This window comes from Caballeronia sp. SL1002 (genome assembly GCF_057814995.1).
In genome coordinates, this window is sequence record NZ_JBYMUW010000002.1 from 2536066 (window position 1) to 2560329 (window position 24264).

General features: G+C 63.6%; 22 protein-coding genes. 4 read left to right on the forward strand and 18 right to left on the reverse strand.

Annotated features, from left to right (window positions below; translation table 11 throughout):
- Positions 1–593 precede the first annotated feature (593 nt).
- Positions 594–2081, reverse strand: a complete 1488-nt coding sequence (locus AC3D25_RS14180) for an ammonium transporter (protein ID WP_488888999.1) — start codon at positions 2079–2081, stop codon at positions 594–596.
- A 31-nt stretch (positions 2082–2112) separates the two neighbouring features.
- Positions 2113–2451, reverse strand: coding sequence for a P-II family nitrogen regulator (locus AC3D25_RS14185; protein ID WP_031364354.1), 339 nt, complete (start codon positions 2449–2451; stop codon positions 2113–2115).
- A 439-nt stretch (positions 2452–2890) separates the two neighbouring features.
- Here AC3D25_RS14185 and AC3D25_RS14190 point away from each other — a divergent pair, with 439 nt between their 5' ends.
- Together AC3D25_RS14190 and AC3D25_RS14195 are read left to right on the forward strand one after the other, a co-directional pair.
- Complete coding sequence (locus AC3D25_RS14190) at positions 2891–3151, forward strand: accessory factor UbiK family protein (RefSeq protein ID WP_488889000.1); 261 nt, start codon at positions 2891–2893, stop codon at positions 3149–3151.
- A gap of 98 nt (positions 3152–3249) precedes the next feature.
- A complete protein-coding gene (locus AC3D25_RS14195) occupies positions 3250–4827 on the forward strand; it encodes a YifB family Mg chelatase-like AAA ATPase (RefSeq protein ID WP_488889001.1) in 1578 nt (525 codons plus the stop codon).
- A 346-nt stretch (positions 4828–5173) separates the two neighbouring features.
- Here the strand turns inward: AC3D25_RS14195 and AC3D25_RS14200 are convergent, their stop codons facing one another.
- The gene (locus AC3D25_RS14200; protein WP_488889002.1) at positions 5174–5689 is read right to left on the reverse strand and encodes a hypothetical protein; all 516 of its coding nucleotides are present in this window, start codon (positions 5687–5689) and stop codon (positions 5174–5176) included.
- 238 nt (positions 5690–5927) lie between these two features.
- On the opposite strand from AC3D25_RS14200, the gene AC3D25_RS14205 reads away from it, so the two are divergent.
- Positions 5928–6464, forward strand: coding sequence for a TlpA disulfide reductase family protein (locus AC3D25_RS14205; protein ID WP_488889003.1), 537 nt, complete (start codon positions 5928–5930; stop codon positions 6462–6464).
- 76 nt (positions 6465–6540) lie between these two features.
- Here AC3D25_RS14205 and AC3D25_RS14210 read toward each other — a convergent pair whose 3' ends face one another.
- The 6 genes from AC3D25_RS14210 to AC3D25_RS14235 form a co-directional block, all read right to left on the reverse strand.
- Positions 6541–7881: a sigma-54-dependent transcriptional regulator gene (locus tag AC3D25_RS14210; RefSeq protein ID WP_488889004.1), complete on the reverse strand. Its 1341-nt coding sequence runs from the start codon at positions 7879–7881 to the stop codon at positions 6541–6543.
- 28 nt (positions 7882–7909) lie between these two features.
- Positions 7910–9892, reverse strand: coding sequence for a sensor histidine kinase (locus tag AC3D25_RS14215; RefSeq protein ID WP_488889005.1), 1983 nt, complete (start codon positions 9890–9892; stop codon positions 7910–7912).
- A gap of 30 nt (positions 9893–9922) precedes the next feature.
- On the reverse strand, positions 9923–11203 hold the full coding sequence (locus AC3D25_RS14220) for a dicarboxylate/amino acid:cation symporter (RefSeq protein WP_488889006.1): 1281 nt from the start codon (positions 11201–11203) through the stop codon (positions 9923–9925).
- Between the two features lie 501 nt (positions 11204–11704).
- Entirely contained in the window at positions 11705–12712 is a 1008-nt protein-coding gene (gene lipA, locus AC3D25_RS14225) for a lipoyl synthase (protein ID WP_488889007.1), read from the reverse strand.
- A 13-nt stretch (positions 12713–12725) separates the two neighbouring features.
- A complete protein-coding gene (lipB, locus tag AC3D25_RS14230; protein WP_488889008.1) occupies positions 12726–13520 on the reverse strand; it encodes a lipoyl(octanoyl) transferase LipB in 795 nt (264 codons plus the stop codon).
- A gap of 129 nt (positions 13521–13649) precedes the next feature.
- The gene (locus AC3D25_RS14235; protein WP_488889009.1) at positions 13650–13976 is read right to left on the reverse strand and encodes a DUF2917 domain-containing protein; all 327 of its coding nucleotides are present in this window, start codon (positions 13974–13976) and stop codon (positions 13650–13652) included.
- Between the two features lie 138 nt (positions 13977–14114).
- Between AC3D25_RS14235 and AC3D25_RS14240 the strand changes: the two genes are divergently transcribed.
- Positions 14115–15056 carry a transcriptional regulator GcvA gene (locus AC3D25_RS14240; RefSeq protein WP_488889010.1) on the forward strand — a complete coding sequence of 314 codons (942 nt, stop codon included), beginning with the start codon at positions 14115–14117 and terminating at the stop codon, positions 15054–15056.
- 986 nt (positions 15057–16042) lie between these two features.
- Here AC3D25_RS14240 and AC3D25_RS14245 read toward each other — a convergent pair.
- From AC3D25_RS14245 to AC3D25_RS14285, 9 genes are all read right to left on the reverse strand, one after another.
- Complete coding sequence (locus AC3D25_RS14245) at positions 16043–16324, reverse strand: DUF493 family protein (protein ID WP_488889011.1); 282 nt, start codon at positions 16322–16324, stop codon at positions 16043–16045.
- A gap of 204 nt (positions 16325–16528) precedes the next feature.
- On the reverse strand, positions 16529–17749 hold the full coding sequence (locus AC3D25_RS14250; protein ID WP_488889012.1) for a D-alanyl-D-alanine carboxypeptidase family protein: 1221 nt from the start codon (positions 17747–17749) through the stop codon (positions 16529–16531).
- A gap of 408 nt (positions 17750–18157) precedes the next feature.
- Complete coding sequence (locus tag AC3D25_RS14255) at positions 18158–18784, reverse strand: alpha/beta hydrolase (RefSeq protein WP_488889013.1); 627 nt, start codon at positions 18782–18784, stop codon at positions 18158–18160.
- A gap of 28 nt (positions 18785–18812) precedes the next feature.
- Positions 18813–19145 carry a (2Fe-2S) ferredoxin domain-containing protein gene (locus AC3D25_RS14260; RefSeq protein WP_488889014.1) on the reverse strand — a complete coding sequence of 111 codons (333 nt, stop codon included), beginning with the start codon at positions 19143–19145 and terminating at the stop codon, positions 18813–18815.
- A gap of 57 nt (positions 19146–19202) precedes the next feature.
- Positions 19203–20384 carry a VanZ family protein gene (locus AC3D25_RS14265; protein ID WP_488889015.1) on the reverse strand — a complete coding sequence of 394 codons (1182 nt, stop codon included), beginning with the start codon at positions 20382–20384 and terminating at the stop codon, positions 19203–19205.
- Between the two features lie 55 nt (positions 20385–20439).
- The gene (locus AC3D25_RS14270) at positions 20440–21135 is read right to left on the reverse strand and encodes an ABC-type transport auxiliary lipoprotein family protein (RefSeq protein WP_488889016.1); all 696 of its coding nucleotides are present in this window, start codon (positions 21133–21135) and stop codon (positions 20440–20442) included.
- Positions 21136–21251: 116 nt separating this feature from the next.
- Complete coding sequence (locus AC3D25_RS14275) at positions 21252–22211, reverse strand: MlaD family protein (RefSeq protein WP_488889017.1); 960 nt, start codon at positions 22209–22211, stop codon at positions 21252–21254.
- Between the two features lie 30 nt (positions 22212–22241).
- Positions 22242–23120 carry an ABC transporter ATP-binding protein gene (locus AC3D25_RS14280; RefSeq protein WP_488889018.1) on the reverse strand — a complete coding sequence of 293 codons (879 nt, stop codon included), beginning with the start codon at positions 23118–23120 and terminating at the stop codon, positions 22242–22244.
- On the reverse strand, positions 23120–24247 hold the full coding sequence (locus AC3D25_RS14285; RefSeq protein WP_488889019.1) for an MlaE family ABC transporter permease: 1128 nt from the start codon (positions 24245–24247) through the stop codon (positions 23120–23122). The genes AC3D25_RS14280 and AC3D25_RS14285 overlap by 1 nt, the downstream gene beginning before the upstream one ends.
- Positions 24248–24264 lie beyond the last annotated feature (17 nt).

Genomic DNA, 24264 nt, shown 5'->3' on the forward strand with positions numbered 1-24264 from the left:
CCGTTGGCCGTTGGCCGTTGGCCGTTGGCCGTTGGCCGTTGGCCGTTGGCCGTTGGCCGTTGGCCGTTGGCGGTTGGCGGTTGGCGGTTGGTTTGGTTGTTCGGTTATGCCTTACCGGAAGGCACTTTGTGCCTGCCGGGATGAATGAGCGGCTCCACTCTGTTTAGCGGCGCGATGCCACGGCTGTTCTATCGGACCACTCCCGGTAACGGTTCGTGGTGGACACTTATGCGGACTAGCTGCTTTCTTTGGTTACTTTCTTTGCAGCAGCAAAGAAAGTGACTGCTGCCGCGCATAGCGGCGTGCTAATGGACCTACATGAAAGCAAGTTCCCAGAAAAGCGGAACAAGATCAGACGGGGTAAACAACTCTCAACCCCAACCCCAACCCCAACCCCAACCCCAACCCCACCCCAAGCGCCAGCGAAAAAAAAGGCCCGCCATGAAGGCGGGCCAAGTCGCTGCGCTCGTATCGGAGCTGCTGCTATAGCTGAACGGCAGTTAATCCCACGTATGCGAAAAATCGCAACCGCAAGCGGCGCTGAGCCGAGAAACCCCAAGCCCAGCCAAACCACCAAAAAATACCCAGAACCGTTATTCGACGTGTTCCCCATGCAACGTGACGTCGAGACCCTCGCGTTCCTCTTCTTCGGTAACACGCAAGCCCATCACCATATCGATCACCTTCAGCAGGATGAAGCTCACCACGCCGCTGTACACCAGCGTCACGAGCACGCCCTTTGCCTGAACCAGCACGCTGCCGTCGAAGCCGCCGATGTCCTTGACCGCGAACACGCCAGTCAGAAGCGCACCGATAATCCCGCCGATACCGTGAACGCCGAACGCGTCGAGCGAATCGTCGTAGCCGAACTTGTGCTTGAGCCACGTTGCCGACCAGAAGCAGACCACGCCCGCCACGATGCCGATCACGATCGCGCCCGTCACACCGACGAAGCCCGAAGCCGGCGTCACCGCCACCAAGCCGGCAACCGCGCCGGAGATGATGCCGAGCACCGAAGGCTTACCCTTCGTGATCCATTCCGCGAACATCCAGCCAAAAGCGGCGAATGCGGTGGCGATCTGCGTCGTCAACATCGCGAAACCGGCACGGCCGTCAGCCGCCACTGCCGAACCCGCGTTGAAGCCGAACCAGCCCACCCACAGCATCGATGCACCGATCAGCGAGAGCACCAGGTTGTGCGGCGCCATCACTTCGCGGCCGTAACCGACACGCTTGCCGAGCACGAGACAGCACACCAGACCGGCAATACCGGCGTTGATGTGAACCACCGTGCCGCCCGCGAAGTCAAGCACGCCCGCGCCAGCCAGCCAGCCGGTCGGTTCCCAGACCATGTGCGCGATCGGCGAGTAGACGATGATCGACCACAGCGTCATGAACACGAGCATCGCGGAGAACTTCATCCGGTCGGCGAACGCGCCGGTGATGAGCGCCGGGGTGATGATCGCGAACGTCATCTGGTAGACGAAGTAGACCGATTCCGGAATCGTCGATGCCAGGTGGCTCACCGTCAGCGTCGTCGCCTTGTCGCCCTTGATGTAGTTCATGCCGTGCAGGAACACACGCGAGAACCCGCCCATGAACGAGTTGCCCGGCGTGAACGCGATGCTGTAGCCCACCACGGTCCAGATGATCGTGACGAGACAGCAGATCGCGAAGCTCTGCATCACGGTCGCGAGCACGTTCTTCTTGCGGACCATGCCCGCGTAGAACAGCGCGAGGCCAGGAACCGTCATGAACAGCACGAGTGCCGTCGAGGTGAGCATCCAGGCGGTGTCGCCCGAGCTGATCTTCGACGAATCGACCGAGAACGGCTCGGTCGGTGCGGCCGGCGCGGCGTCGGATGCGGCAGCCGCGCCCGATGCAGCTTCAGCCGACGAAGCCATTGCCGTATTCGCGCTTACGGGCGATGCGGTCTCCGGTGCGCTTGCGGGTGCTGCGGCGGCATCGGATGCGGGTGCCGACGCTGCGGCCGGGGCCGATGCATCCTGGGCCATCGCGGCGCCGACACTGACTCCGATCAGCGACCCCGCCATCAACAAGGACATCAATAATTTGCGCATTCTTCTATTTCCTCTTATCGCCAACTTCTTCTTAGAGAGCGTCCGCGCCGGTTTCGCCGGTACGAATGCGAATGACTTGTTCAATGGGGGTGACGAAAATCTTGCCGTCACCGATCTTGCCCGTGCGGGCCGCGCGTTCCACGGCTTCGATCGCCTGGTCGACGATGTCGTCGGACACGGCGGCTTCGATCTTCACCTTGGGCAGAAAATCGACCACGTATTCCGCCCCGCGGTACAACTCCGTGTGTCCCTTCTGACGGCCGAAGCCTTTTACCTCGGTCACGGTAATGCCCGAGACGCCGATAGCCGACAGCGCTTCGCGCGCTTCGTCGAGCTTGAACGGCTTGATGATTGCGGTAATGAGCTTCATGTATCCCTCGCTGTGGTTGCCCGATCCCTCGTTGCCATCGCGGGCGGCGTCTTTTCGACCGCGCCGCGCCGCCCCGCCCTGCCGCGCCGCGAAAATCCGCGTTCAGGACAGGCCCGCGCCTCTTATGCAACTCGTATGCCATGCGCGCGTCCACCCAGTCGGCACGCCGCTCCGGGCGGGTTCGCCGGGTCCGTTTTCCGATACCGCAAAGCGTGACTTGTCCGAATGGCTAACGCTGCTGCGATGCGCTGGCGCGGACCGAAGTTCGTTGCTAGAGTTCGCCCAAGGTCCGGCAAAAAGGGGCGCACCATCGCGCGGCGCGAGCGGTAAAAGACCCGTTCCGCGCGCGCAGAACTCGCGCACCAAGTTCGATCATTCGACATGCTGGAGCACTGACCTAACAACGAATGCACTATTTTTGTGCATCAAGGAAAAAACCATGAAGCAGCCCAACGACGTATTCAACGATTTCCAGAATCGCATGAGCGAACTGCTGCGCAATTCGCCGGCAAAGGACGTCGAACGCAATGTGAAGGCCATGCTGACTCAGGGCTTCTCAAAGCTCGATCTCGTCACGCGCGAAGAATTCGATACCCAGACGCAGGTGCTCGTGCGTACGCGCGCGCGCCTGGAGGAACTGGAGCAGCGCGTCGCGGAACTGGAACAGCGGATCGCGGGCGGCACAGCGCCGCAGGACTGAAACCCGCCTCACGCGAACCCGGACTCGAGCGAGCCGTGACGTCTTAATGCATTGCGCCCACGCCGGGCTTTGATCCGGCACGGGCAACAGGGGAAATCATGTCGCTTGCCGTGGTTCGCAGCCGCGCGCCCGCGCCTGGGCGCGCGCCGGAGGTGGTGGTCGAGGTGCATCTCGCCAATGGGCTGCCGTCGTTTTCCATCGTCGGATTGCCGGACGTCGAAGTGCGCGAGAGCCGCGAGCGCGTGCGCGCCGCGCTTCAGAATTGCGGCTTCGACTTTCCGGTCCGGCGGATTACCGTCAATCTCGCGCCCGCCGATCTCCCGAAGGAATCGGGCCGCTTCGATCTCCCCATTGCGCTCGGCATTCTCGCCGCGAGCGGCCAGATTCCGGCCGAATCGCTTGCCCGGCGAGAATTCGCCGGCGAACTCTCGCTGACCGGGGCGCTCCGCCCGATGCGCGGCGCTTTCGCGATGGTCTGCGGCGCAGCGCGGCAATATGCGGCGGCGCTTAAAGGTGCTGAACTGGAAGCCGCCGATTCAGCCGAAACGATGCCGGAAATCTACCTGCCGCTCGCGAGCGCAGCCGAGGCGGCGCTCGTGCCGGGCGTCGAGGTATTCGGCGCGGCCGATCTTCCCGCGCTGTGCGCGCATCTCGCCGGTTCCGTCGATGGACGGCTCTGGCCGGTGCGCGCCGCGACGCTTTCCGCCGTCGAACCGCAAGGGCCGCCGCGTCCCGATCTCGCGGATGTGATCGGTCATCCGGGGGCGCGCCGCGCGCTCGAAGTGGCGGCGGCGGGCGGTCATCATCTGTTGATGGTGGGGCCGCCGGGCGCGGGCAAATCCATGCTGGCCGCGCGCCTGGCGGGCCTTCTTCCGCCCATGACCGACGACGAAGCGCTCACCTCCGCCGCGATCCTGTCGGCCAGTTCGCTGGGTTTTACCCCTGCACAGTGGCGGCAGCGGCCGTTTCGCGCGCCGCATCATTCGTCGAGTTCGGTCGCGCTGGTCGGCGGGCGCAATCCGCCGCAGCCAGGTGAAATCACGCTCGCGCATCTGGGCGTCCTGTTCCTCGACGAATTGCCCGAATTCGACCGCAAAGTGCTCGAAACGCTGCGCGAGCCGCTGGAAGCCGGCCGGATCACCATTTCGCGCGCAGCTCAGCAAGCAGATTTCCCGGCGGCCTGCCAACTGGTCGCCGCGATGAATCCTTGTCCGTGCGGCTGGCGCGGCGATCCGAACGGCCGCTGCCGATGCTCGCCGGATGTGGCGGCGCGGTATCTGCGAAAGTTGTCTGGACCGCTCCTCGACCGGATCGATATCCAGATCGAACTGCCGGCGCTGTCGGCGGCTGAATTGTCGGCGCGTGGGGCGCGGCCGGGCGAGACGACCGCGATCGTCGCCGCTCGGGTGGCACGCGCCCGTGACGCGCAGTTGCGTCGGCAAGGCAAGACCAATCGCGAACTCGATGGCCGGGAAGTCGATGCCGTGTGCCGCACGGATGCGGCGGGTGAAGGATTGCTGAGCGAAGCCAGCGAGCGTTTCGGGTGGTCGGCGCGGGCGTACTACCGCGTGCTGAAAGTGGCGCGCACGATCGCCGATCTCTCGGGCGAAGACGCGCCGGGCGTCGGCCACATCGCGGAAGCCATTCAGTACCGCCGCGCGCTTCCGGCGGCCTGAGGTAAGCGTCGAAAGATTCTTGTCAAGACTTGACTTATGCACACGAAGCCAAACTTGACCCCGTTTTCCTCATATCAAACTCGCGTTTTTACAATGCACCGCACCGCGTTGATTTCATGAGGTTTTTCCGAATGCCAAGTTTGCGGGCAATCTAAGAGAAGCCGCGTCGGCCGGGCTTTTGAGCGGTACCGCACACTGTTTTCCACAAAGTTATCCACAACCTCTGTGGATAGATGAAAAAGCCTTTGTAAATCCGTGGATTAGCGCACAAAGCTTGCGTGATCGATCAATTTTGGAAGCGTCCTGAGGTTCCTTAAGTAGCCCCATAAATTCTAGAGCTGACCCACTAATAAAGTTTGAACGACGAGAAAAACTGGTCGATTTGCTCGGCGGGCGGCGTCTTGCCAGCGACGATCGCCACTTGATAAACGTGCTGTCCGCGCGCTACGAAACGTGCATGGATCGTCCGGCTTTCCGACTTCCCGCCGCTATCGCCCTTTACCTCGATCTCGGAACCCGCGACCTTGCCGCCCGCCGCCAGGTCAATCGAAACGTCGCTTGCGGCGGCCGCGGCGCTGACGTTTTTCGCCAGTCCTTGCTGGAGAAACTGAAGCGCGGCCTGCTGGAGCGCGGGATCGGCGCTCGGCAGAAGTACCGTGCCAACCGCGAATACAGCGTCGCCGGCTTCCGCCATTTCCATTTTCATTTTCATCGGCTGCCCGTCGATCCGCACTTCGCGTTCGTCGTGACGCGGCTTGGCGGGCAGCGTGACTTCGTACGCGTCGTCGTTGTTCATGATCGTGCGCCAGTCGTAAGCCGGCGTGCAGGCGAGGAGCGCGCCGCCTGCGACAAATGCGCACAACGTCGCGCGAAACGATAAACGTCGAGCCGTTCCAGACGGGAGACAGTTAAAAACAAGCGAAAACGCGCGGTTCATGGCTCTATTCGGCATCGAAAGCGTCATTATCGCCTGCCGAGCAAATCGGACGTGCGCCCCGGCAACGGTGATTTCCGATTAGCGCTAAAATGTCACGCACTTCCGAATCGCCAGTCCAGAACCGCTTCGCCACACGATCCAACGCGTGACCCAAAGGTGCAACATGTCCGAAACCAGCCAGAATTCAGCCGCGCGCGGTAAAAGCCCGCTGCGCTATATCGCGATGGCGATCGTCGCGGGCGTGATCGCCTGCACCGGCTATTTCGCGTTCGGCGGCCAGCAACGCGTCCCCGACGCTACGTTTACGCTGCTGTCGGGCCAGAAGGTTTCGACCTCGACCGATCTCAAGGGCAAGGTCTACCTGATCAACTTCTGGGCGACGAGCTGCGAAACCTGCATGAAGGAAATGCCGGAAATGATCAACACGTACAACCGCTTCAAGGGCCGCGGCCTGGAATTCGTGGCGGTCGCGATGAACTACGACGCGCCCATGTACGTGAACAACTACGCGCAAACGCGCAATCTGCCGTTCAAGGTGGCGATGGACGACGGCAGCGCGGCCAAGCAATTCGGCAATGTGCAGCTCACGCCGACCACGTTTGTCGTCGATAAGAACGGGAAGATTCTCAAGCGCTATGTCGGCGAGCCGACGTTTGCCGAACTCGACGCGCTGCTCGACAAGGCGCTGAACGCGGCCTGATCCCGCCAGCCCCCCCAAAAAAACGCCCGCGAGGGCGTTTTTTTATTTCCAGCCGTCCCTCAACATAGAAGGCCGTTCACCGCTCCGCTTCGCCCTTCGCCGCGAGCCCATAACGTTTGATCTTCTCGTAAAGCGTCGCCTTGCCGAGTTGCAGCCGGTCCGCAGCCGCCGCCACCACGCCGCCGCACTGTTCGAGCGCCTCCGCAATCACCGCGCGCTCGAACTGCTCGGTGCGTTCCTTGAGCGACTGCAGCGCGGCATCGAGCGGCACCGCGCCATCGTCGATCACGCCGAGCACCATCCGGTCCGCCGCGTTGCGCAATTCGCGCACGTTGCCCGGCCAGTCGCGCTGCATCAGTTCGGCGCGCTGCCGGTCGGTGAGAAGCGGCGCGGGCCGCGCGTAACGCACGGCAGCGTCCAGCAGAAAATGCTCGAAGAGCGGCACGATATCTTCGCGCCGCTCCGACAGCGGCGGCAACGTGATGGTTACGACGTTCAGGCGGTACAGCAAATCGCGCCGGAACGTGCCCGCCGCGACGTGATCCGCCATTTCACCTTTCGCGGCGGCGACCACGCGGCAATTCGCGCGGATCGGCTGGTTCGAGCCGAGCCGTTCCAGCACGCCGTCCTGCAGCACGCGCAGCAATTTGACCTGGAGCGAGAGCGGCATGCTCTCGATTTCATCGAGGAAAAGCGTGCCGCCCGACGCATGTTCGAGCTTGCCGATTCGCCGCTTCTGCGCGCCGGTGAACGCGCCAGCCTCGTATCCGAACATCTCCGATTCGAACATCTGCTCGGGCAACGCGCCGCAATTCACCGCGATAAACGGCTTGTCGCGGCGCGGCGAAAGGTCGTGGAGACTGCGCGCGATCAGTTCCTTGCCCGCGCCGGTGTCGCCGTTGATGAGCACGGACGCGTCGGTCGGCGCGACATTCGCGATCAATCTGCGCACCTGCTCGATCGCCGGACTACGCCCGATGATGCGCGGCGCGACGCTGTTCTGGCCCGCGAGTTCGCGCCGCAGCGCCTGGTTTTCGAGCACGAGCTTGCGGCGGTCGAGCGCGCGCCGCACGGTGTCGATCAACCGCTCGGTTGCGAACGGCTTCTCGATAAAGTCATACGCGCCGTCGCGCATCGCCTGCACGGCCATCGAAATATCGCCGTGACCGGTGACGAGAATCACCGGAACCTCGGGCGCGCGTTCGCGGCACTGCGCGAGCAAATCCAGCCCGCTCGCGCCCGGCAGCCGGATATCGCTCACGATCACGCCCGGAAAACTCGCGTCGATGAACCGCGCCGCCGTTTCCACGCTGCCGTGGCCGGTCACGTCGAAGCCCGCGAGTTGCAGACTCTGGACGCTCGCGCGCCGCACGAGTTCGTCGTCTTCGATAAAAATGACCTGCAGGCCAGTCGTCATGTCGGCATTCTCAAAATTCTCGGGGATATCACGCGCGCCGCAGCGTCAGCACGAATTCTGCGCCGTGCGAGCGGTCGGCGTCGGCTTGCGTGCCGCCTTCCGGACCATCCACCACGACCAGCGCCGGCAGATTCCGCGCGATCAGCGTGCCGCCGTAATCGCGCGCGATCGCCGACGAAATCGCGAGACCCAGCCCGAGGCCGTGTCCCATTTCCTTGGTTGTAAAAAACGGCTCGAACAGGCGCGGCAACACGTCTTCCGGAATGCCCGGCCCATTGTCGCGCACGATCATTTCCAGCGCGCCGTCGAGTTCGGTAATCGTCACGACGATACGCGGCGCGTCGCACGCGCTCACCGCGTCGAGCGCGTTGCCGAGCAGGTTGATCAGCACCTGCTCCAGCCGCAGATCCTCGCATCGCGCGTAAACCGGCTCGCGCCCTTCGTCGAGACACGGCGGCAATTCGAGCGCTACGTTCTGCATGCGCGGGCGCAGCATCGCGAGCACGTTGCGCCAGGCGCGCGCCACGTCGGTCCGGGCGTTGCGCGGCCGCGCCTTCGCCACGAACAGCTTCAACTGATTCGTGATCTTGCCCATGCGCTCGGTCAGCGACGCGATGGCTTCGAGATTTTCCCGCGCCGCCGCCTGATCGCCGCGTTCGATCAGCACGCGCGTGTTGTCCGAAAAGCTTCGCAGCGCGGCGAGCGGCTGATTGAGTTCGTGCGTGATGCCGGCCGCCATCTGGCCGAGCGCGGCGAGCTTGCTCGCCTGGATCAGCTCGTCGTGCGCGGCGCGCAAGTCCTGCTCGGCGCGCGTGCGCTCGCTGACTTCCTTTGTCAGCAGCGCGTTCGCTTCCGAGAGATCGGCCGTGCGCTCGGCGACGCGCTGGTTCAGTTCGGCATACGCCGTCTGCAGCAGCGCTCGGCCACGCATCAGTTCACGCATACGCACGCGGCGCATGCGCCAGTAGAACGCGAGCAGACATAGCGAGACGAACACGAGCGCGGTCACGATCGTCGCGGTGGCCGCGGCTTCCTCGACGGGATCGAGCGGCGCCATCGTGATGAGTTGCCAGTCCGGCTCGCCGAGCGAGCGGCGCGTCGCCAGATAACTCGGCGCGTTGCGCCCGCCGCCGACGCGCACGATCTGCGCGTCGCCCGGCAGCGTCTTCACGACGGTCATCGGCAGCGGCGCGATCGCCTGCTGCGCGTACTGGCGCGTGGCGAACACCGACGCCTCGATGTTCTGCGGCAACGGCCGCACGGTGTGGTATTTCCACGCGGGCACGGACGACAGGAAGATCACGCCGTGATCGTCGGTGACGAGAAGCGGCTCGGACGCATCCGCGCCCTGCAGCCATTCCAGATTCAGCTTCACCACCGCCACGCCGACAATGTCACGCGAGCCTTCGCGAAACACCGGCTGCGAGATGAAATAGCCCGGTTCGCGCGAAATCGTGCCGACGCCGAAAAAGCGCCCGACACCGCCTTTCGCCGCATCGACGAAATACGGGCGGAACAGGTATTCCGCGCCGACGAAACTATCCGGCGCGCGCCAGTTGCTCGCCGCGACGCACAGTCCGTTCGACCGGATGATGTAGGTCGCGCTCGCGCGGGCGTGCTTGTTGAGGTCTTCTAGATAGCGGTTCGCGCGGTCGGCGAACTGCGGATTGGGCGCGGCCAGCACGTCCTGCACGAACGGATGGCGCGACAGCAGATACGGCAGATATTCGTAGCGTTCGAGCGTGCTTTTCAGCGTGCTCGTCGTGCGGTCGACGCGCGCGGCGGCGTTGTGCCGCAATTCGTCGATACCGCGCTGCCACGTCACGGTCCACGTCAGCGCGCACGCGGCCGCGAGGGCGGCGGCGAGCGCGATGAAGACAAGCAGGCGGCGCGTCACGTGGGCAGATTCCAGCCGATGGGAATCCACGATTGTGGCATAGGCCGCAGCGAATGGCCGCGCGCCAGACGACTGCGGCGGCGCATCCGTCGCCCGATGCTCCGCCGCTTTCATGGTGCGCCGCCCGTCCTGGCGTTCAGACGTTCAGACGGTTTCGGCTTCGGTATCGACCGAGCCGTGACGCAGTTGATCGCGCAGCTTGTCGCGGTCCAGTTCGTTTTCCCACGCCGACACCACGACCGTCGCCACGCCGTTGCCGACGATGTTCGTCAGCGCGCGGCATTCGCTCATGAAACGGTCGATGCCGAGAATCAGCACCATGCCCGACAGCGGAATGGTCGGCACGACGGCAAGCGTTGCCGCCAGCGTGATGAAGCCCGCGCCGGTCACGCCGCTCGCGCCCTTCGAGGTCAGCATCGTGACGCCGAGCAGGGTCAATTGCTGCATCCACGTGAGGTCCGTGTTGGTGGCCTGCGCGATGAACAGCACGGCCATCGTCATGTAGATGTTGGTGCCGTCGAGGTTGAACGAATAGCCGGTCGGCACGACGAGACCCACGACCGAGCGCGAGCAGCCGAGCTTTTCGAGCTTGAGCATGAGTTGCGGGAGCGCCGCTTCCGACGAACTCGTGCCGAGCACGATCAGCATTTCTTCCTTGATATAGGCGACGAAACGCAGGATGTTGAAGCCCACGATCTTCGCGATGATGCCGAGCACCACGACCACGAACACGATCGACGTGAGATAGAACGTGCCGATCAGCTTGAGCATCGGCACGAGCGAGCCGATGCCGTACTTGCCGATGGTGAACGCCATCGCGCCGAACGCGCCGATCGGGGCCAGCTTCGTGATGATGCGCACGACGCCGAACAGGATGTGCGACAGGCTTTCGATGAAGCTCGTCACCGCCCGGCCCTTCTCGCCCGCGGTGGCGAGCACCGCGCCGAACAGCAGCGCGATCAGCAGGATCTGGAGTATTTCACCCTGCGCGAACGCCGACGAAAGCGTGTCCGGAATGATGTGCAGCAGGAAATCGACCGTGGACTGGCCGTGCGCCTTTGCCGCGTACGACGCGACCGCCTTGCCGTCGAGCGTCGCCGGGTCGATGTTGAAGCCGACGCCCGGCTTCAGCACGTGCGTCGCGATCAGGCCGAGCACCAGCGCGAAACTCGATACCACCTCGAAATAGAGCAGCGCCTTGCCGCCCACGCGCCCGACCTTCTTCATGTCCTCCATGCCCGCGATCCCGGTCACGACCGTACAGAAAATGATCGGCCCGATCACCATCTTGATGAGCTTGATGAAGCCGTCGCCGAGCGGCTTCATATCCACGGCAAGCGAGGGATAGAAATGCCCCAGCGCAATGCCGATGGCGATCGCCACCAGCACCTGGACGTACAGGACTTTATGGATAGGTTTCTTCACGATGGTTCCGGACAGTTTTTCAGCAGTGGGCAAATAAGGAGCCAGAGCGATCGAGCGCGAGGTGCGTCATGCGCGTTTGGAAACGCGCGGGAACGCGCCGCGAGCAGCAGAGGCCGCAAAACGACGACGCGTTCAGGTACACCTAGGGTGAAATGTGGGCATCGGCTTGTCTCCTTGCTTTTTATGGCGGCCTCTCGGCCACGCTTCTAGTATTGCAAGGTCGATGCCAGTTTTTATCGCGGTCAGAAGGTTGATTTATAAGGCTTTTTTGGCCTGCCGATGCGTGCCGAATCCGGCTTTCCGGAATTCCGGAATTCACGCGTCTGACGAACCGGACGAGATTCGGGTTTTCCCTAGGAGCCTTTGTTTACGGGGGTTCACGAGGGTTTACGCGAGGTTTTCCGTGCGTTTTCCGTGGCGTGATGTCCGGGCAACGAGACAGGCGAAAAAAAACCCACGCGAAAGGCGTGGGTTCTGTCAGCGGTCACAAAACGGTGAGTTTTAAACCACTCCCGCGTCGTGCGCCTGCTGATCCGCGTGATAGCTCGACCGCACCATCGCGCCAACGGCCGCGTGCGTGAAGCCCATTTTGTACGCTTCTTCCTCGTACATCTTGAACGTGTCGGGATGCACGTAGGAGCGCACCGGCAAGTGATGCTCGGACGGCTGCAAATACTGGCCGATCGTCAGCATGTCCACGTCGTGCGCGCGCAGATCCCGCATCACCTGCAGAATTTCTTCCTCGGTTTCGCCCAGTCCGACCATCAGCCCCGACTTCGTCGCGACTTCCGGATGCAGCGCCTTGAAGTCCTTCAGCAGCTTCAGCGAATGGTGATAATCCGAGCCCGGACGCGCTTCCTTGTACAGCCGCGGCACCGTTTCGAGATTGTGGTTCATCACGTCGGGCGGCGCGGCGGTCAGAATGCCGATCGCGCGGTCGAGACGCCCGCGGAAGTCCGGCGTCAAAATTTCGATCCGCGTTTGCGGCGAATGTTCGCGCACTTGCCGGATACATTCGACGAAATGCGCCGCCCCGCCGTCGCGCAAATCGTCGCGATCGACGCTCGTAATCACCACGTATTTCAGCTTCAGCGCGCCGATCGTGCGGGCGAGATTGAGCGGCTCGTCCGCGTCGAGCGGGTCCGGGCGTCCGTGGCCGACGTCGCAGAACGGGCAGCGGCGCGTGCATTTGTCGCCCATGATCATGAACGTGGCTGTGCCCTTGCCGAAACATTCACCGATATTCGGGCAGCTCGCTTCCTCGCACACCGTGTGCAGGTTGTGCTCGCGAAGAATCTGCTTGATTTCGTAGAAACGCGAACTGCCGGTCGCGGCCTTCACGCGGATCCAGTCCGGCTTCTTCAATTTTTCGATCGGGATGATCTTGATCGGAATGCGCGCCGTCTTGGCCTGCGCCTTCTGTTTCGCCGTCGCGTCGTAGGCGGCGGGCGGAGTGGCCGGTGCGTTCGAAGCGCTTTCGCCAGCCAGATTTCCGGTTACGTCAGTCATTCGGTCGATCCATTCAGACGGTCAGGCCGTCCTGCGGTTGGGCGGCGGCCGCGGGGGAGCCGTCGAGGTGGTAAGTAAGGCGTGTCGCAAGCGAGCGCGCCACGTCCTGCCAGCTTGCCGCGACGCCGAGCGTCGCCATGTCGGTTGTTTCGAGCCCGGCGTAGCCGCATGGATTGATCGCCAGAAACGGCCGCAGATCCATTTTCACGTTCAGGCTCACACCGTGATAACTGCAGCCGTTACGGATTTTCAGGCCGAGCGCCGCGATTTTCGCGCCCTCGTGCAAGGCGTGGGCATCGACGTCGAAGCCTTGCGCGCGCTGGGTTTCAGACGGTTTCGTCACGTAGATTCCCGGCGCGCCGGCGCGGCGATCGGACGCCAGATTATACGCTGCGAGCGTATCCAGCACGCCCTCCTCGATCCGCCGCACCAGCTCGCGGACCATCAGTTTCCGGCGCCGCAGATCGAGCAGCAGATACGCGACCACCTGCCCCGGCCCGTGAAACGTGATCTGCCCGCCGCGATCCACCTTGACGAGCGGAATCCCGCTATCGGCGTTGAGCAGATGCGACGGATCGCCCGCGAGGCCGAGCGTGAACACCTGGGGATGCTCGACGAGCCAGATTTCGTCGAGCGTGTCGGGCGTGCGCGCGTCGGTGAACGCGCGCATCGCGTCGAAACTGACGGAATAGGGTTCGAGACCGCGCCAGCGCAGCACGACGGCATGACCGGCGGGGCCAGTCAGCGTGGTGGCGGGCGCGCCTGCGTCCGTGGCGTGGGGGAGAGAAGAAACCGGCGTGGCGCACATGATTGCGCTAGTTTACCGAAATCTTGCGAACGCCGTAGGACGGGGCTGAATTTGCGCGCTTTTCTGAATAGTCGGAAGTGCGCGCTTAGGCGGCGCCCAGACAGCGCTCAGGCAGCGAGAAACGTGCGCTCAGACCGTTCTCCAGCCCGAACGAAAACGGTTGATCGCCGATTCCAGCCGCCGCGCGAGCCAGCCGACCGCGCGTTGATCGCAGCGCGGCACGATCGTGAACACGACTTTCGCAGGGCGCGCGCCTTCCACGCTCAGCCAGAGCCGCTCGCGCTCCTTCAAGCGCAGATGGCCGCCGGGCGAAATCCAGTAGTCTTCGATGTCGTTGCTGCGGGTCGCCCAGACCGGCCCGCCGTGCACGGTTAGCCGGGTGCCTCGGGCGATGCGCATCGGAACCGTCTCGCCGGGATTGATTTCGAACGTGACGCTTGTGGAAATTTCTCGCATGATTGCCTCCGCCAAAATTCGTCTTGATGGCTACAATCGTAGGCGGCGTATGGCTTTGGGCAAAACGAGCAATTTTCGCGGCTATGTGAGCCGGATTAGCAACGACGCCTCGACAACGGGCACGACATCACGGAAATCATGGATCTTCGACAACTTCCCGCGCTCAACGCACTGAAAGCCTTCGAGGCCGCGGCGCGCCACGAAAGCTTCTCGCGCGCCGCCGACGAACTGTTCGTCACGCACGGCGCGGTGAGCCATCAGATCCGCGCGCTCGAAGCCGAACTCGGCGTGACGCTCTTCGCACGCGACGGCAAACGCGTGCGGCTGACCGAACTCGGCCGCCAGTACGCCGCCGATGTCCGCTCCGCGCTGCTTGCGCTTGCCGAGGCCACGAAGCGCGCGCGTTCGGGCGATCGCGACCGGCGGCTCGTGGTGTCGATGCTGTCGTCGTTCTCGGCGCGCTTCGTCACGCCGCGGATCGGCGGGTTTATCGAAAAGCATCCGGAAATCGATCTGGAAATGCTGTCGACGAACGCGCTCACCGACTTCGCGCGCGATGATGTCGATGTCGCGATTCGCTTCGGACGCGGTAAGTATCCGGGACTTCACGTCGAGATGCTGCTGGAAGAAGTGTTTTTCCCGGCATGTTCGCCGAGTTTCAATGGCGGCAAGTTGCCGCGCACGCCCGCCGAGTTGGCGAACCTGCCGCTTCTGCGCTCGAACGACGAACTTTGGCGGCCGTTCTTCGACGCCGCCGGACTGACCGAGTTGCCCGAGCCGAAACGCGGCGTCTTGTATGAGGATTCGTCGAATTTGCTGCAAGCCGCCGCCGATGGGCAGGGCATCGCACTCGTGCGCCGCTCGCTCGCGATGCACGACCTTCTGGCGGGGCGGATCGTGCGGCTGTTCAATATCGACGGCCCGAGTCCGTGGACTTACTACTTCGTTTGCACGCCGGAATCGATGAAAGCGAAGCGCGTACGGGAATTTCGCGACTGGCTGTTCGATGAGGTCGAGACGTTTCGCGAGTGGTTCGCGCAGACGCCGGCGATGTGCGATATGCCGTGTGGTCGCACGTGAGGTGCGACTGGGGTTTGGACGAGGGCCCACGGACGACGGGGTTTGAAGGTCTGCAGCTTCTGGGAACTTGCTTTCGCGTCGGACGGGAAACGTAGCGGGCTTAACCACACGCTTCGGGGAACTTGCTTTCGCGTCGGACGGGAAACGTAGCGGGCTTAACCACACGCTTTCTGGGAACTTGCTTTCGCGTCGGACGGTAGACGTAGCGGGCTTAACCACACGATTCTGGGAACTTGCTTTCGCGTCGGACGGGAAACGTAGCGGCTTAACCACACGCTTCTGGGAACTTGCTTTCGCGTAGGTTTATTAGCACGCCGCTATGCGCGGCAGCAGTCACTTTCTTTGCTGCTGCAAAGAAAGTAACCAAAGAAAGCAGCTAGTCCGCCTAAGTGTCCACCACACATAATTTCGCGGATAGGCCCGCAAGCTGACCCGGTTAGCGCGCAGTTATTCCTTTTGGCACAGCGCCTGTCAGTTCCATCCTCGCTACGCTCGGACGACGGGCATATCTCGCAACCGGCGGTCGGTTTGGTTTGGTTGTTCGGTTATGCCCAACCGGCAGGCACTTCGTGCCTGTCGGGATGGATGAGCGGCTCCACTTTGTTGTGTGGTGCGATGGCCGAATCAGCTTGCGCGCCACTCCCGGTTACGGGTCGTGGTGGACACTTAGACGGATAAGCTGCTTTCTTTGGTTACTTTCTTTGCAGCAGCAAAGAAAGTGACTGCTGCCGCGCATAGCGGCGTGCTAATAGACCTACACGAAAGCAAGTTCCCGGAAAAGCGGCCGAACATCAAACGGTGTAACCCACCCACACCAAGCCGCCCCACGGCGCCGAATCCCGTGATGCTTTCTGGTTACTTTCTCCGCAGCTACCCAAAAGAAAGTGACTGCTGCCGCGCATAGCGGAGTGCTAATAAACCTACACGAAAGCAAGCTCCCAGCAAGCGCGACCCGAGCAAACAAAACCAACGGGCGCCAGCAAAACCTAAAGCACGACCTTCACCATCGGATGCCCCGTAAGCGCCCGATAAATATCATCGAGATGCGCGCGGCTCTGGGCCCGCACCGTGAGCGTAAGCCCCGTGTACGTGCCGCCCGACGAAGGCCGCGTCTCAATCCTGGCGATATCGAATTCGTTATCGAACTCGCGGATCACCGTGACGATGGCGTCCTGAAATTCAGGATGCGACTTACCCATCACCTTGATCGGAAAATCGCAGGGAAAATTGAATAATGCGTCGATATCGGGATTGCTGGGTGTGCTCATGATCATCTCCTTCGTTCAGGCACGCGGCGCTTCACATCACGCTTCACATCACGCTTTTGCAGCACGCTCCACACCACGCCTCGCAGCGCGCTTCACCGGACGATTCGCCAAACGATCCCGCCCAACTCACGCGCCTTGGGCCTGCTACCAGGCCCCATGCAGTCCAGCATAGACCACACACCGAACCGCAGTCCGGCGTCACCTTCACTTGCGCTTTTGCCACATCATCAGCGCGGAATCCCACAAGCGCCCGACGATGCCCGCCTCCGGCACATCCTGCAGCGCCACCAGCGGGAACTGCGCGACTTCCTTGCCGTCGGCCATCATCTTGACGGTGCCGATCGCCTGGCCCTTTTTCAGCGGCGCGACGATGGTGGCGTTTTCGACAATAGCCGGCTTCACCTTGTCGCCGAGACCCTTCGGCACGGTGATGTACTGATCGGTATCGACGCCCGCCTTCACGTTGTTTTCCGCGCCCTTGTAGACGCGCGGCGTGGCGACGGTCTGGCCCGCCTTGAACAGGCGCACCGCGTCATAGGCGGTGTAGCCGTAGTTCAGCATCTTCAGGCTGTCCTGCACGCGGTTGTGCTCTTTCGGCTCGCCCATCATCACGGCGACCAAACGGCGGCTCGCGTCCGGCACGCCGGGAAGCGGTCGCTTCGACGTAGCGATCAGGCAGTAACCGGCCGCCTTCGTGTGGCCGGTCTTCAGGCCATCGACAGTCGGATCGAGCCACAACAACCGGTTGCGGTTCGGCTGCTTGATCTTGTTGTAGGTGAAATCCTTCACCGAGAAAATGCTGTAGTACTCGGGGAAATCGCGGATCAGCCGCGCCGACAGCACGGCCAGATCGCCCGCCGTGGTGTAGTGCTGCGGATCCGGCATGCCGTTCACATCGGCGAAATGGGTGTTCTTCATGCCGAGCTTCTGCGCCGCGCCGTTCATCAGCGTGACGAAGTTCGACTCGCTGCCGCCGACCAGTTCCGCGAGCGCGATGGCCGCGTCGTTACCCGACTGGATGATCATGCCGTACACGAGGTCATGCACGGTCACCGGCTTGTTCGCCTCGATGAACATGCGCGACTCGTCCGTGCCCACGCGGCGCACGGCTTCGCTCGGCATCACGGTCTGGTCCATGTTGATCTTCTTCGTCTTCAGCGCGTCGAAGACGAGGTACGCGGTCATCAGCTTGGTGAGCGACGCCGGTTCCGAGCGTTCATCGGGATTGCCGGACGCGAGCACCTGATTGCTGGTGGCATCGACGAGCACCCACGAGCGCGCCGTCACATCCGGCGGCGGCACTTGCGCGAACGCGCTGGCGGCCACGAGCGCGGCGGGCATGACGACAGCGGCGGTGACTACGCGATGAAACGCAGAAGAAGCGGAATGAGCGGGACGGGACAGGCCGGAAGGGGAAAAGCGCATAGGATCGGGTCGGCAGAAAAAGCATCGGCGCTTCGCGGCTTGCCCTTGCGGGCGGCGAAGCGCGGGTTGAACAGGGTGACCGTCGGACCGGTCGGGCAATCTTGCAGTGGTGCGATCTTGCGTTTTGCGCTGCTGCGTTCATGCGTTCGTGCTTGCGTTCGTGCTCGCGTTCGGCCTTACATTCCTGCCGGGCAAAAACGGCGGCTGAACGCCAGTTTCAGCGCAAAAAGTCTGCGCCATTATACGCGTCAGCCGAACGCGATTTATCTCGGAACCGGCTTGAAAAGCGGCTCTTTTGCGTAACGGAATGTGAATGCGCGGGAGAAACGAGTAAGCAAACGGTGCGATGAAAACCCTCGCCCCGCTCAAGCCTTCGAACCCTACGAACGTCTTATACGGCGTCGCGCTTCAACGCCACGCATCGACGATCACGCGCTTCAGAATATGCAGCTTGCGGTGAAAGAAGTGCTCGCCGCCCGGAATCACGACCACCGGCAATTCCTGCGGCCGCGCCCAGTCGTAGACGGACTGGATCGGCACGGTGTCGTCCACTTCGCCGTGAATCACGAGCGTGTTTTCCGGCACCTCGGCCACTTCCCAGCGGCTCGCCGCCGTGCCGACGAACACCATCCGCTCGATTTGCGCGCCCGCGTCGCGTAGCCGTTTCGCGGCGTGCGAGAGGACGAACGTGCCGAACGAGAACCCGGCGAGCACGAGCGGCACATCGGCCTGACCCGGCTCGGCGCGCATGTGATCGAGCACGGCCAGCAGGTCTTCGCATTCGCCGGTGCCGTTATCGTGCTCGCCTTGCGTCTCGCCGACACCGCGAAAATTCGAGCGATACGTCACGTAGCCAAGCTGCACCATCGTGCGCGCGAGCGTCTGCGCGACCTTGTTGTCCATCGTGCCGCCGAAGAGCGGATGCGGGTGCGCAACGAGCGCAATGCCGCGCGTCTCGCCGTCGGGACGGTCGAGCGCGACTTCGATCTTGCCCACCGGGCCGTCGATCAGGAATTTTTCGGTCTGAGCGTTCATCGCGTATGAGGGGGATCCAGACGTGGTTTCAGACGGCAGGCTGGTCGATCAGCAAACGCTCGACGATTTTTCCCTGCCCGAGATGCGACTCGACGATCTCGTCGATATCGGCTTCGTCCACGTAGGTGTACCAGATGCCTTCCGGATACACCACCAGCACCGGCCCGAGTTCGCAGCGGTCGAGACACCCCGCCTTGTTGATCCGCACCTGGCCGTCGCCCGCGAGCCCGAGTTTCTTCACGCGCTTTTTCGCGTATTCCTGCATCGCCTGGGCATTGCAGTTTGCGCAGCTCGGGCGCGACGCGTCCGGCTCGCGCTGATTCAGGCAGAAGAAGACGTGATATTTGTAAAAGGAGTCCATTGCGTTCCCGTAGGTTGAGAGGTGCAACCGAGGTATGCGGTCGAGCTGTGCGCCCGATTATAACGAGCGCCGCCCATCGCCGCCGCGCCGCCGGGCGAGCCATGCGCGCTCCGCAGTGGACGCGAGCCAGCCGAGCGCGGCGTACGGCCAGACCCACGCGAGCCAGTGCGCGAGACCGTTGAAATGCAGATAGCGGCCCTGCCGCCAGTCGGCGAGCACGATATCGAAATACGGGTTCACAGGCAGCAAATTGACGAGCACGAGCGCGACGATCAGCGCGCCGCCCGCGAGCGCCGCCCGCCAGACGCGCGGCAGCGCGAGCGCCATCAGCCCCGCCGCCGCGCCCGCCACGATGCCTTCCAGCGCGCCGTCGGTCGCCCAGTCGAAGGTGAGGCCCGCGCGCGATTGCAGAAACGACGCGCCCGCCTTCGCGCCGAGCGTCGCCGCGACGAGCCACAGCAGAAGCCGCACGCGCGGCGCGCGCTCGCGCATCGGCAGCGCGGCCAGGCCGAGCGCGGCGAACAGGTTGAGCGCGGTGATCAGCGCCTCCCAGGCATCGTCGGGCAACAGATCGTCGAACCGATCCGGCCAGCTCGCGACATCCCACGCCGCCGGGGTCCACGCGAGCAACGCGTCCTGCATGCCGGAATCGAGCGCGTCCCAGAGCATGCGCGGCAGATCGCCCACCGCGAACAGGAACGGCGCGGGAAACATGATCGCGAACGGCCAGAGCGCGGTCAGGCCGAGCATGAACGCCGCGTCGCGCTCGAACCAGATAAAACGCATGCGACGCAGCAAACCGCGATCCAGCACGGCGCTCGTGGCGGGCGCGGTCAGCACGCCGCCGATCAGCGCGCCGAGCGCGTTCGCGGCGAGATCGAGATTCGAGGCGACGCGCGTCGGCAGATAGGTCTGGATCGACTCCATCGCGCCCGACAGCAGCGCGCCGCCGATAAACGCCGCGCCCACCGCCGCCGCGCCGCGCCAGCGCGGATAGAGCGCGAGCACGAACAGCGCGCCGAGCGGGATATAGCCGAGCACGTTCGTCACGACATCGAAGGCCGTGAGGTATTGCGGAAGGGGATCGGCGAGAAACGCGAAAGGACCGAGCCCGAGCGAGCGCCAGCCCGAAAACGGATACAGCGAGCCGTACACGACCAGCGCCGCATACGCCGCGAGCGCCTGCCGCGACAGCGTGGATGGCCGGCGCTGCCACTGCTTGACCGGCGCGCGCTTCACAGACTCACACCTCGCCGCCGTGAAGCGCGCTCAAGTGCCGCGCCCTTCGCGCGCGTCATTGCGACGCGACGAGCGGCTGCACGCCGAGCCAGGCGGTCATTTGCGCGATCAGTTCGTCGGATGCCGCCGACAGCGCCCGCGCGCCGCCCGCCGCGTCCGCCGTGCTCGACGGCGCGCGCGACACGAACGTGCGCTGTCCGATGATCTTGCCCTGCTGCGTGAGCGTTGCGCGCACGGCGACCACGCCGTGGCTTTCGCCCGGGGCGTCGAAGATCTGCTCGAAATCGTTCAGTTCGACTTGCAGCACGGGCGCCTTGACCGCTTCCGCGCCGGTCAGCACGGTGCCGTGCGCCGACATCGCGTCGCGCAGACGCCGCGTGAGCAACTGCGCGGGCGGCATGGTCCAGTGAGCGTTCGAGTAATTGCCGGTGCGTTGCGCATCGGCGTATTGCAGACGGTAGACGAACGCGTCGGAATCCAGATCGCGCGACGCGCTGACCGACAGCACCTTGACCGCCGGCATGTTCATGGCATCGGCCGCGCCGAGGGGCGCGCCGAGGTCGTAACGGATATTCGATACCGCCGCCGGCGGCCCGGAAGCGCATCCGGCGAGAATAAGCGCCGATGCGGCAAGCGCCGATGCGGCACGCGCCGAAGCGGCAAGCGCCGTCGCAAAGACAGCGGAGCGCGCTCGCGCGAGCGGGCGCGTGTCGCGCACTGCGGCGCGCGCCTGCAAGATCGTGTGTGGCATCACTGTTCCTTTTGCTTAAAACTTCAAACTTCAAAACTTCAATCGAACCATCGAAACTCCAGACTCTAATCCGCCAAATTTTCAGGCAAATTTCAGTCGGGTTTCAGCACTGCATCTCAACGCGCAGGCGCAGCAGGCCAGCTAAAACCCGGCTCGCCCGGCCCCGGTGCAGGCGGCGTCACGCCGAACAGCACCGCGCGCGGATTGTTGCTGAACATGTCGGCGGCGCGATCGACCGAGCGCGCGGCGCTGCTGACATCGTCGGCGAAATTGTTCACGCGCGGCAGCGTTTCGTAGTTCACGCGCGCCGTCAGTTCGCGCAACGAATCGTTGATATCGGTCAGCGCCGTGCCCGCCTGCTGCGCCGCGTCGCCCGCCTTGTTCAGATTCGCGACGAAAGGGCCGTCCTCGCGGTTCAGGTTCTGGATCAGCGCGTTGGTCGAGATGAGCGTCTTGTCCAGTTGGTTGAGCGTGTTCGGCAGTTTCCCGGCGACCGGTCCGACCTGATTGGCGAGCGACGAGATGCTGTCCGCCGCGTTTTGCAGGCTTTTCGTGGTGTCGAGGAGTTGCGTGCGCACGTCGTCGGACAGGAATTTGTCCGCGTCGTCCGAAAGACGTTCGAATCTTTTCAGAATGACGTCGCCGCGCTGCTGCAACTGATCGAAAAGACCGGGGCGCATCGGCACTTCCGCCACGCTGGTCGTCGATGAAACCAGCGCCTCCGTGTCCTTGCCCGTGTCGTCCAGTTGCACGAACGCGATGCCCGTCACGCCCTGAAAGCCGAGCGTGGCGAAGGTGGAATGCGTCATCGGCGCGTTCTTGTCGACCATGATGCGGATGCGGATCTGCCCCGGATGATCGTGGTCGAAGCGGATCGACTCCACCTTGCCGACGCCCAGCCCGCGATACCGCACGGCGGCATCGGTGAACAGTCCGGTCACGTTGGTGCGGGCGAGCAGGTCGTACGGCACGCGCACCGTGCGGTCGACGTTGAAAAAGAACGCGGTCACCGCGATCGCGGCAACCAGGCCGATCGTGAACAACCCGGCCCAGAACGCGTGGGATTTATTTTCCATCGACAGGTTCCTCAGGTTCTACGCGTGAGATCACAGCTTCGGGCCGAGCGGCGCGTCTTCGAGCGCTACGGCCGGCAATTTCGCGCGCCGCTCGGGCGGCAGCGCCTGCAACGCGCGCCTGCCGCGCCGCCCCAGAAAGTATTCGCGGATAAACGGGTGATCGACGGCGACCGCTTCTTCCACGGGCGCGGCCACCAGCACGCGGCGATCGGCGAGCACGGCCACGCGCGTGGACAGCGCGACCATCGTGTCGAGATCGTGCGTGACCATGATCACCGTCAGCCCGAGCGCGCGATGCAGCGTCGCGATCAGATCGACGAACTCGTCCGACGCCTTCGGATCGAGCCCGGCCGTGGGTTCGTCGAGGAACAGCAGTTCCGGCTCCAGCGCGATCGCCCGCGCGATCCCCACGCGTTTCACCATCCCGCCCGACAGCGCCGACGGCATCTTGCTCGCGTGCTTGCACGACAGCCCGACCATTTCGAGCTTCAGCATGACGAACTCGCTGATCAGATCCTCGGGAATCTTGCCGAGTTCGCGAAACGGCTGCGCGATGTTGTCGTACACCGACAGCGACGAAAAGAGCGCGCCCTGCTGGAACATCATGCCGGAGCGCGTGCGCAGCATCCGCGCGGTTTCGTCGTCCATGTTGGCCCATTCCTCGCCCAGCACGCGAATCGTCCCGGAAGTGGGCGACTCCAGCCCGAGAATCTGCCGCACGAGCGTCGTCTTGCCGGAACCCGAACCGCCGAGCAGCGCGACGATCTCGCCGCGCCGCACGTCGAGATTCAGATGCTCGTGGATCACGGTGCGGCCATAACGCTTCGTGACGTCGCGCACCTCGATCACCGGCTCCGCGATCACGGGCGGCGGCTGGTCGCGCACGGAAGTGGCGAGCGTCGTCGACATCAAAGCCCCACGTTCTGGAAAAGGATCGCGAACACGGCGTCCGCGAGAATCACGATGGTGATCGACGTGACGACCGAGGTCGTCGTGCCTTCGCCTAGACTCTGCGAATTCGCCTTGATCCGAAAGCCGAAGTGGCACGCGGCCAGCGCGATCAGCATGCCGAACACGACGCCCTTGCCGAGGCCGATCCACAGGTTCGCGATCGGCACGACGCTTGGCAGCGAGCGCATGAAATACGACACGTCGATGGCAAGCACCAGTTTCGCCGCCAGCGCGCCGCCGAGCAGCGCGATCACGTTGGTCCACATGACGAGCAGCGGCATCGCGACACCGAGCGCCAGCACGCGCGGCAAGACGAGCCGCAAGCCGTGCGGAATGCCCATCACGCGCATGGCGTCGAGTTCCTCGGTCACGCGCATCACGCCGATCTGCGCGGTGATCGCCGACCCCGAACGCCCCGCGACCAGAATGGCCGACAGCACCGGTCCGAGTTCGCGAATCACGGAAAGCCCGAGAATGTTCACGATGTACTGGTTCGCGCCGAACATGCGCAACTGCTGCGCGGACAGGTAACTCAGCACGATCCCGATCAAAAACGCGACGAGCGCCGTGATCGCCAGCGCCTGCGTGCCCGCGCTATAGATATTCGCGGATATCTCGGTCCACGGCGTGCGCTTCGGCTGCCGGACGATCAACAGCAGATCGAGCACGAAACGGCCGAACATCGCGAGACCGCCGTACAGATGCTCGAAGAACGCGAATAGCATCAGGCCGAAGCGCGTGACGAAATTGTAGCGATCGACTTCTTCCGGCTCCTCGCGCTCGGAATCGAGCAGCGCGATCCGTTCGAAAATCTCGCGCTGCGTGTCCGACAGCGCGATATCCACCGGCATCTTGCGGCCCCACACGCGCCAGAGCGCCTGCCCGCCGACGTGATCCAGCCGTTCGATACCGAGCAGATCCCAGTTGCCGTACGTCTCCCGGCCGATCGCGCGCAAGCGCCGCGTCACGCCGCTTTTCGCCCGGTCGCGTGCGAGCGCAAGCGCCGTCCACTGGCCTGAGAGCCGGACGACCTTGCCCTGCTGCCCGGCTTCCACTTGCAGGCGTGGCGGAGTGTCGAAGTTCAAGGATCGAGGTCGCGCGA

Excerpts from the sequence above, each read along its gene's own strand:
- AC3D25_RS14180 (WP_488888999.1), bottom strand. The coding sequence starts at position 2,081 with ATGCGCAAATTATTGATGTCCTTGTTGATGGCGGGGTCGCTGATCGGA.
- AC3D25_RS14185 (WP_031364354.1), bottom strand. The coding sequence starts at position 2,451 with ATGAAGCTCATTACCGCAATCATCAAGCCGTTCAAGCTCGACGAAGCG.
- AC3D25_RS14190 (WP_488889000.1), top strand. The coding sequence starts at position 2,891 with ATGAAGCAGCCCAACGACGTATTCAACGATTTCCAGAATCGCATGAGC.
- AC3D25_RS14195 (WP_488889001.1), top strand. The coding sequence starts at position 3,250 with ATGTCGCTTGCCGTGGTTCGCAGCCGCGCGCCCGCGCCTGGGCGCGCG.
- AC3D25_RS14205 (WP_488889003.1), top strand. The coding sequence starts at position 5,928 with ATGTCCGAAACCAGCCAGAATTCAGCCGCGCGCGGTAAAAGCCCGCTG.
- AC3D25_RS14210 (WP_488889004.1), bottom strand. The coding sequence starts at position 7,881 with ATGACGACTGGCCTGCAGGTCATTTTTATCGAAGACGACGAACTCGTG.
- AC3D25_RS14215 (WP_488889005.1), bottom strand. The coding sequence starts at position 9,892 with ATGAAAGCGGCGGAGCATCGGGCGACGGATGCGCCGCCGCAGTCGTCT.
- lipA (WP_488889007.1), bottom strand. The coding sequence starts at position 12,712 with ATGACTGACGTAACCGGAAATCTGGCTGGCGAAAGCGCTTCGAACGCA.
- lipB (WP_488889008.1), bottom strand. The coding sequence starts at position 13,520 with ATGTGCGCCACGCCGGTTTCTTCTCTCCCCCACGCCACGGACGCAGGC.
- AC3D25_RS14235 (WP_488889009.1), bottom strand. The coding sequence starts at position 13,976 with ATGCGAGAAATTTCCACAAGCGTCACGTTCGAAATCAATCCCGGCGAG.
- AC3D25_RS14240 (WP_488889010.1), top strand. The coding sequence starts at position 14,115 with ATGGATCTTCGACAACTTCCCGCGCTCAACGCACTGAAAGCCTTCGAG.
- AC3D25_RS14245 (WP_488889011.1), bottom strand. The coding sequence starts at position 16,324 with ATGAGCACACCCAGCAATCCCGATATCGACGCATTATTCAATTTTCCC.
- AC3D25_RS14250 (WP_488889012.1), bottom strand. The coding sequence starts at position 17,749 with ATGCGCTTTTCCCCTTCCGGCCTGTCCCGTCCCGCTCATTCCGCTTCT.
- AC3D25_RS14255 (WP_488889013.1), bottom strand. The coding sequence starts at position 18,784 with ATGAACGCTCAGACCGAAAAATTCCTGATCGACGGCCCGGTGGGCAAG.
- AC3D25_RS14260 (WP_488889014.1), bottom strand. The coding sequence starts at position 19,145 with ATGGACTCCTTTTACAAATATCACGTCTTCTTCTGCCTGAATCAGCGC.
- AC3D25_RS14270 (WP_488889016.1), bottom strand. The coding sequence starts at position 21,135 with ATGCCACACACGATCTTGCAGGCGCGCGCCGCAGTGCGCGACACGCGC.
- AC3D25_RS14275 (WP_488889017.1), bottom strand. The coding sequence starts at position 22,211 with ATGGAAAATAAATCCCACGCGTTCTGGGCCGGGTTGTTCACGATCGGC.
- AC3D25_RS14280 (WP_488889018.1), bottom strand. The coding sequence starts at position 23,120 with ATGTCGACGACGCTCGCCACTTCCGTGCGCGACCAGCCGCCGCCCGTG.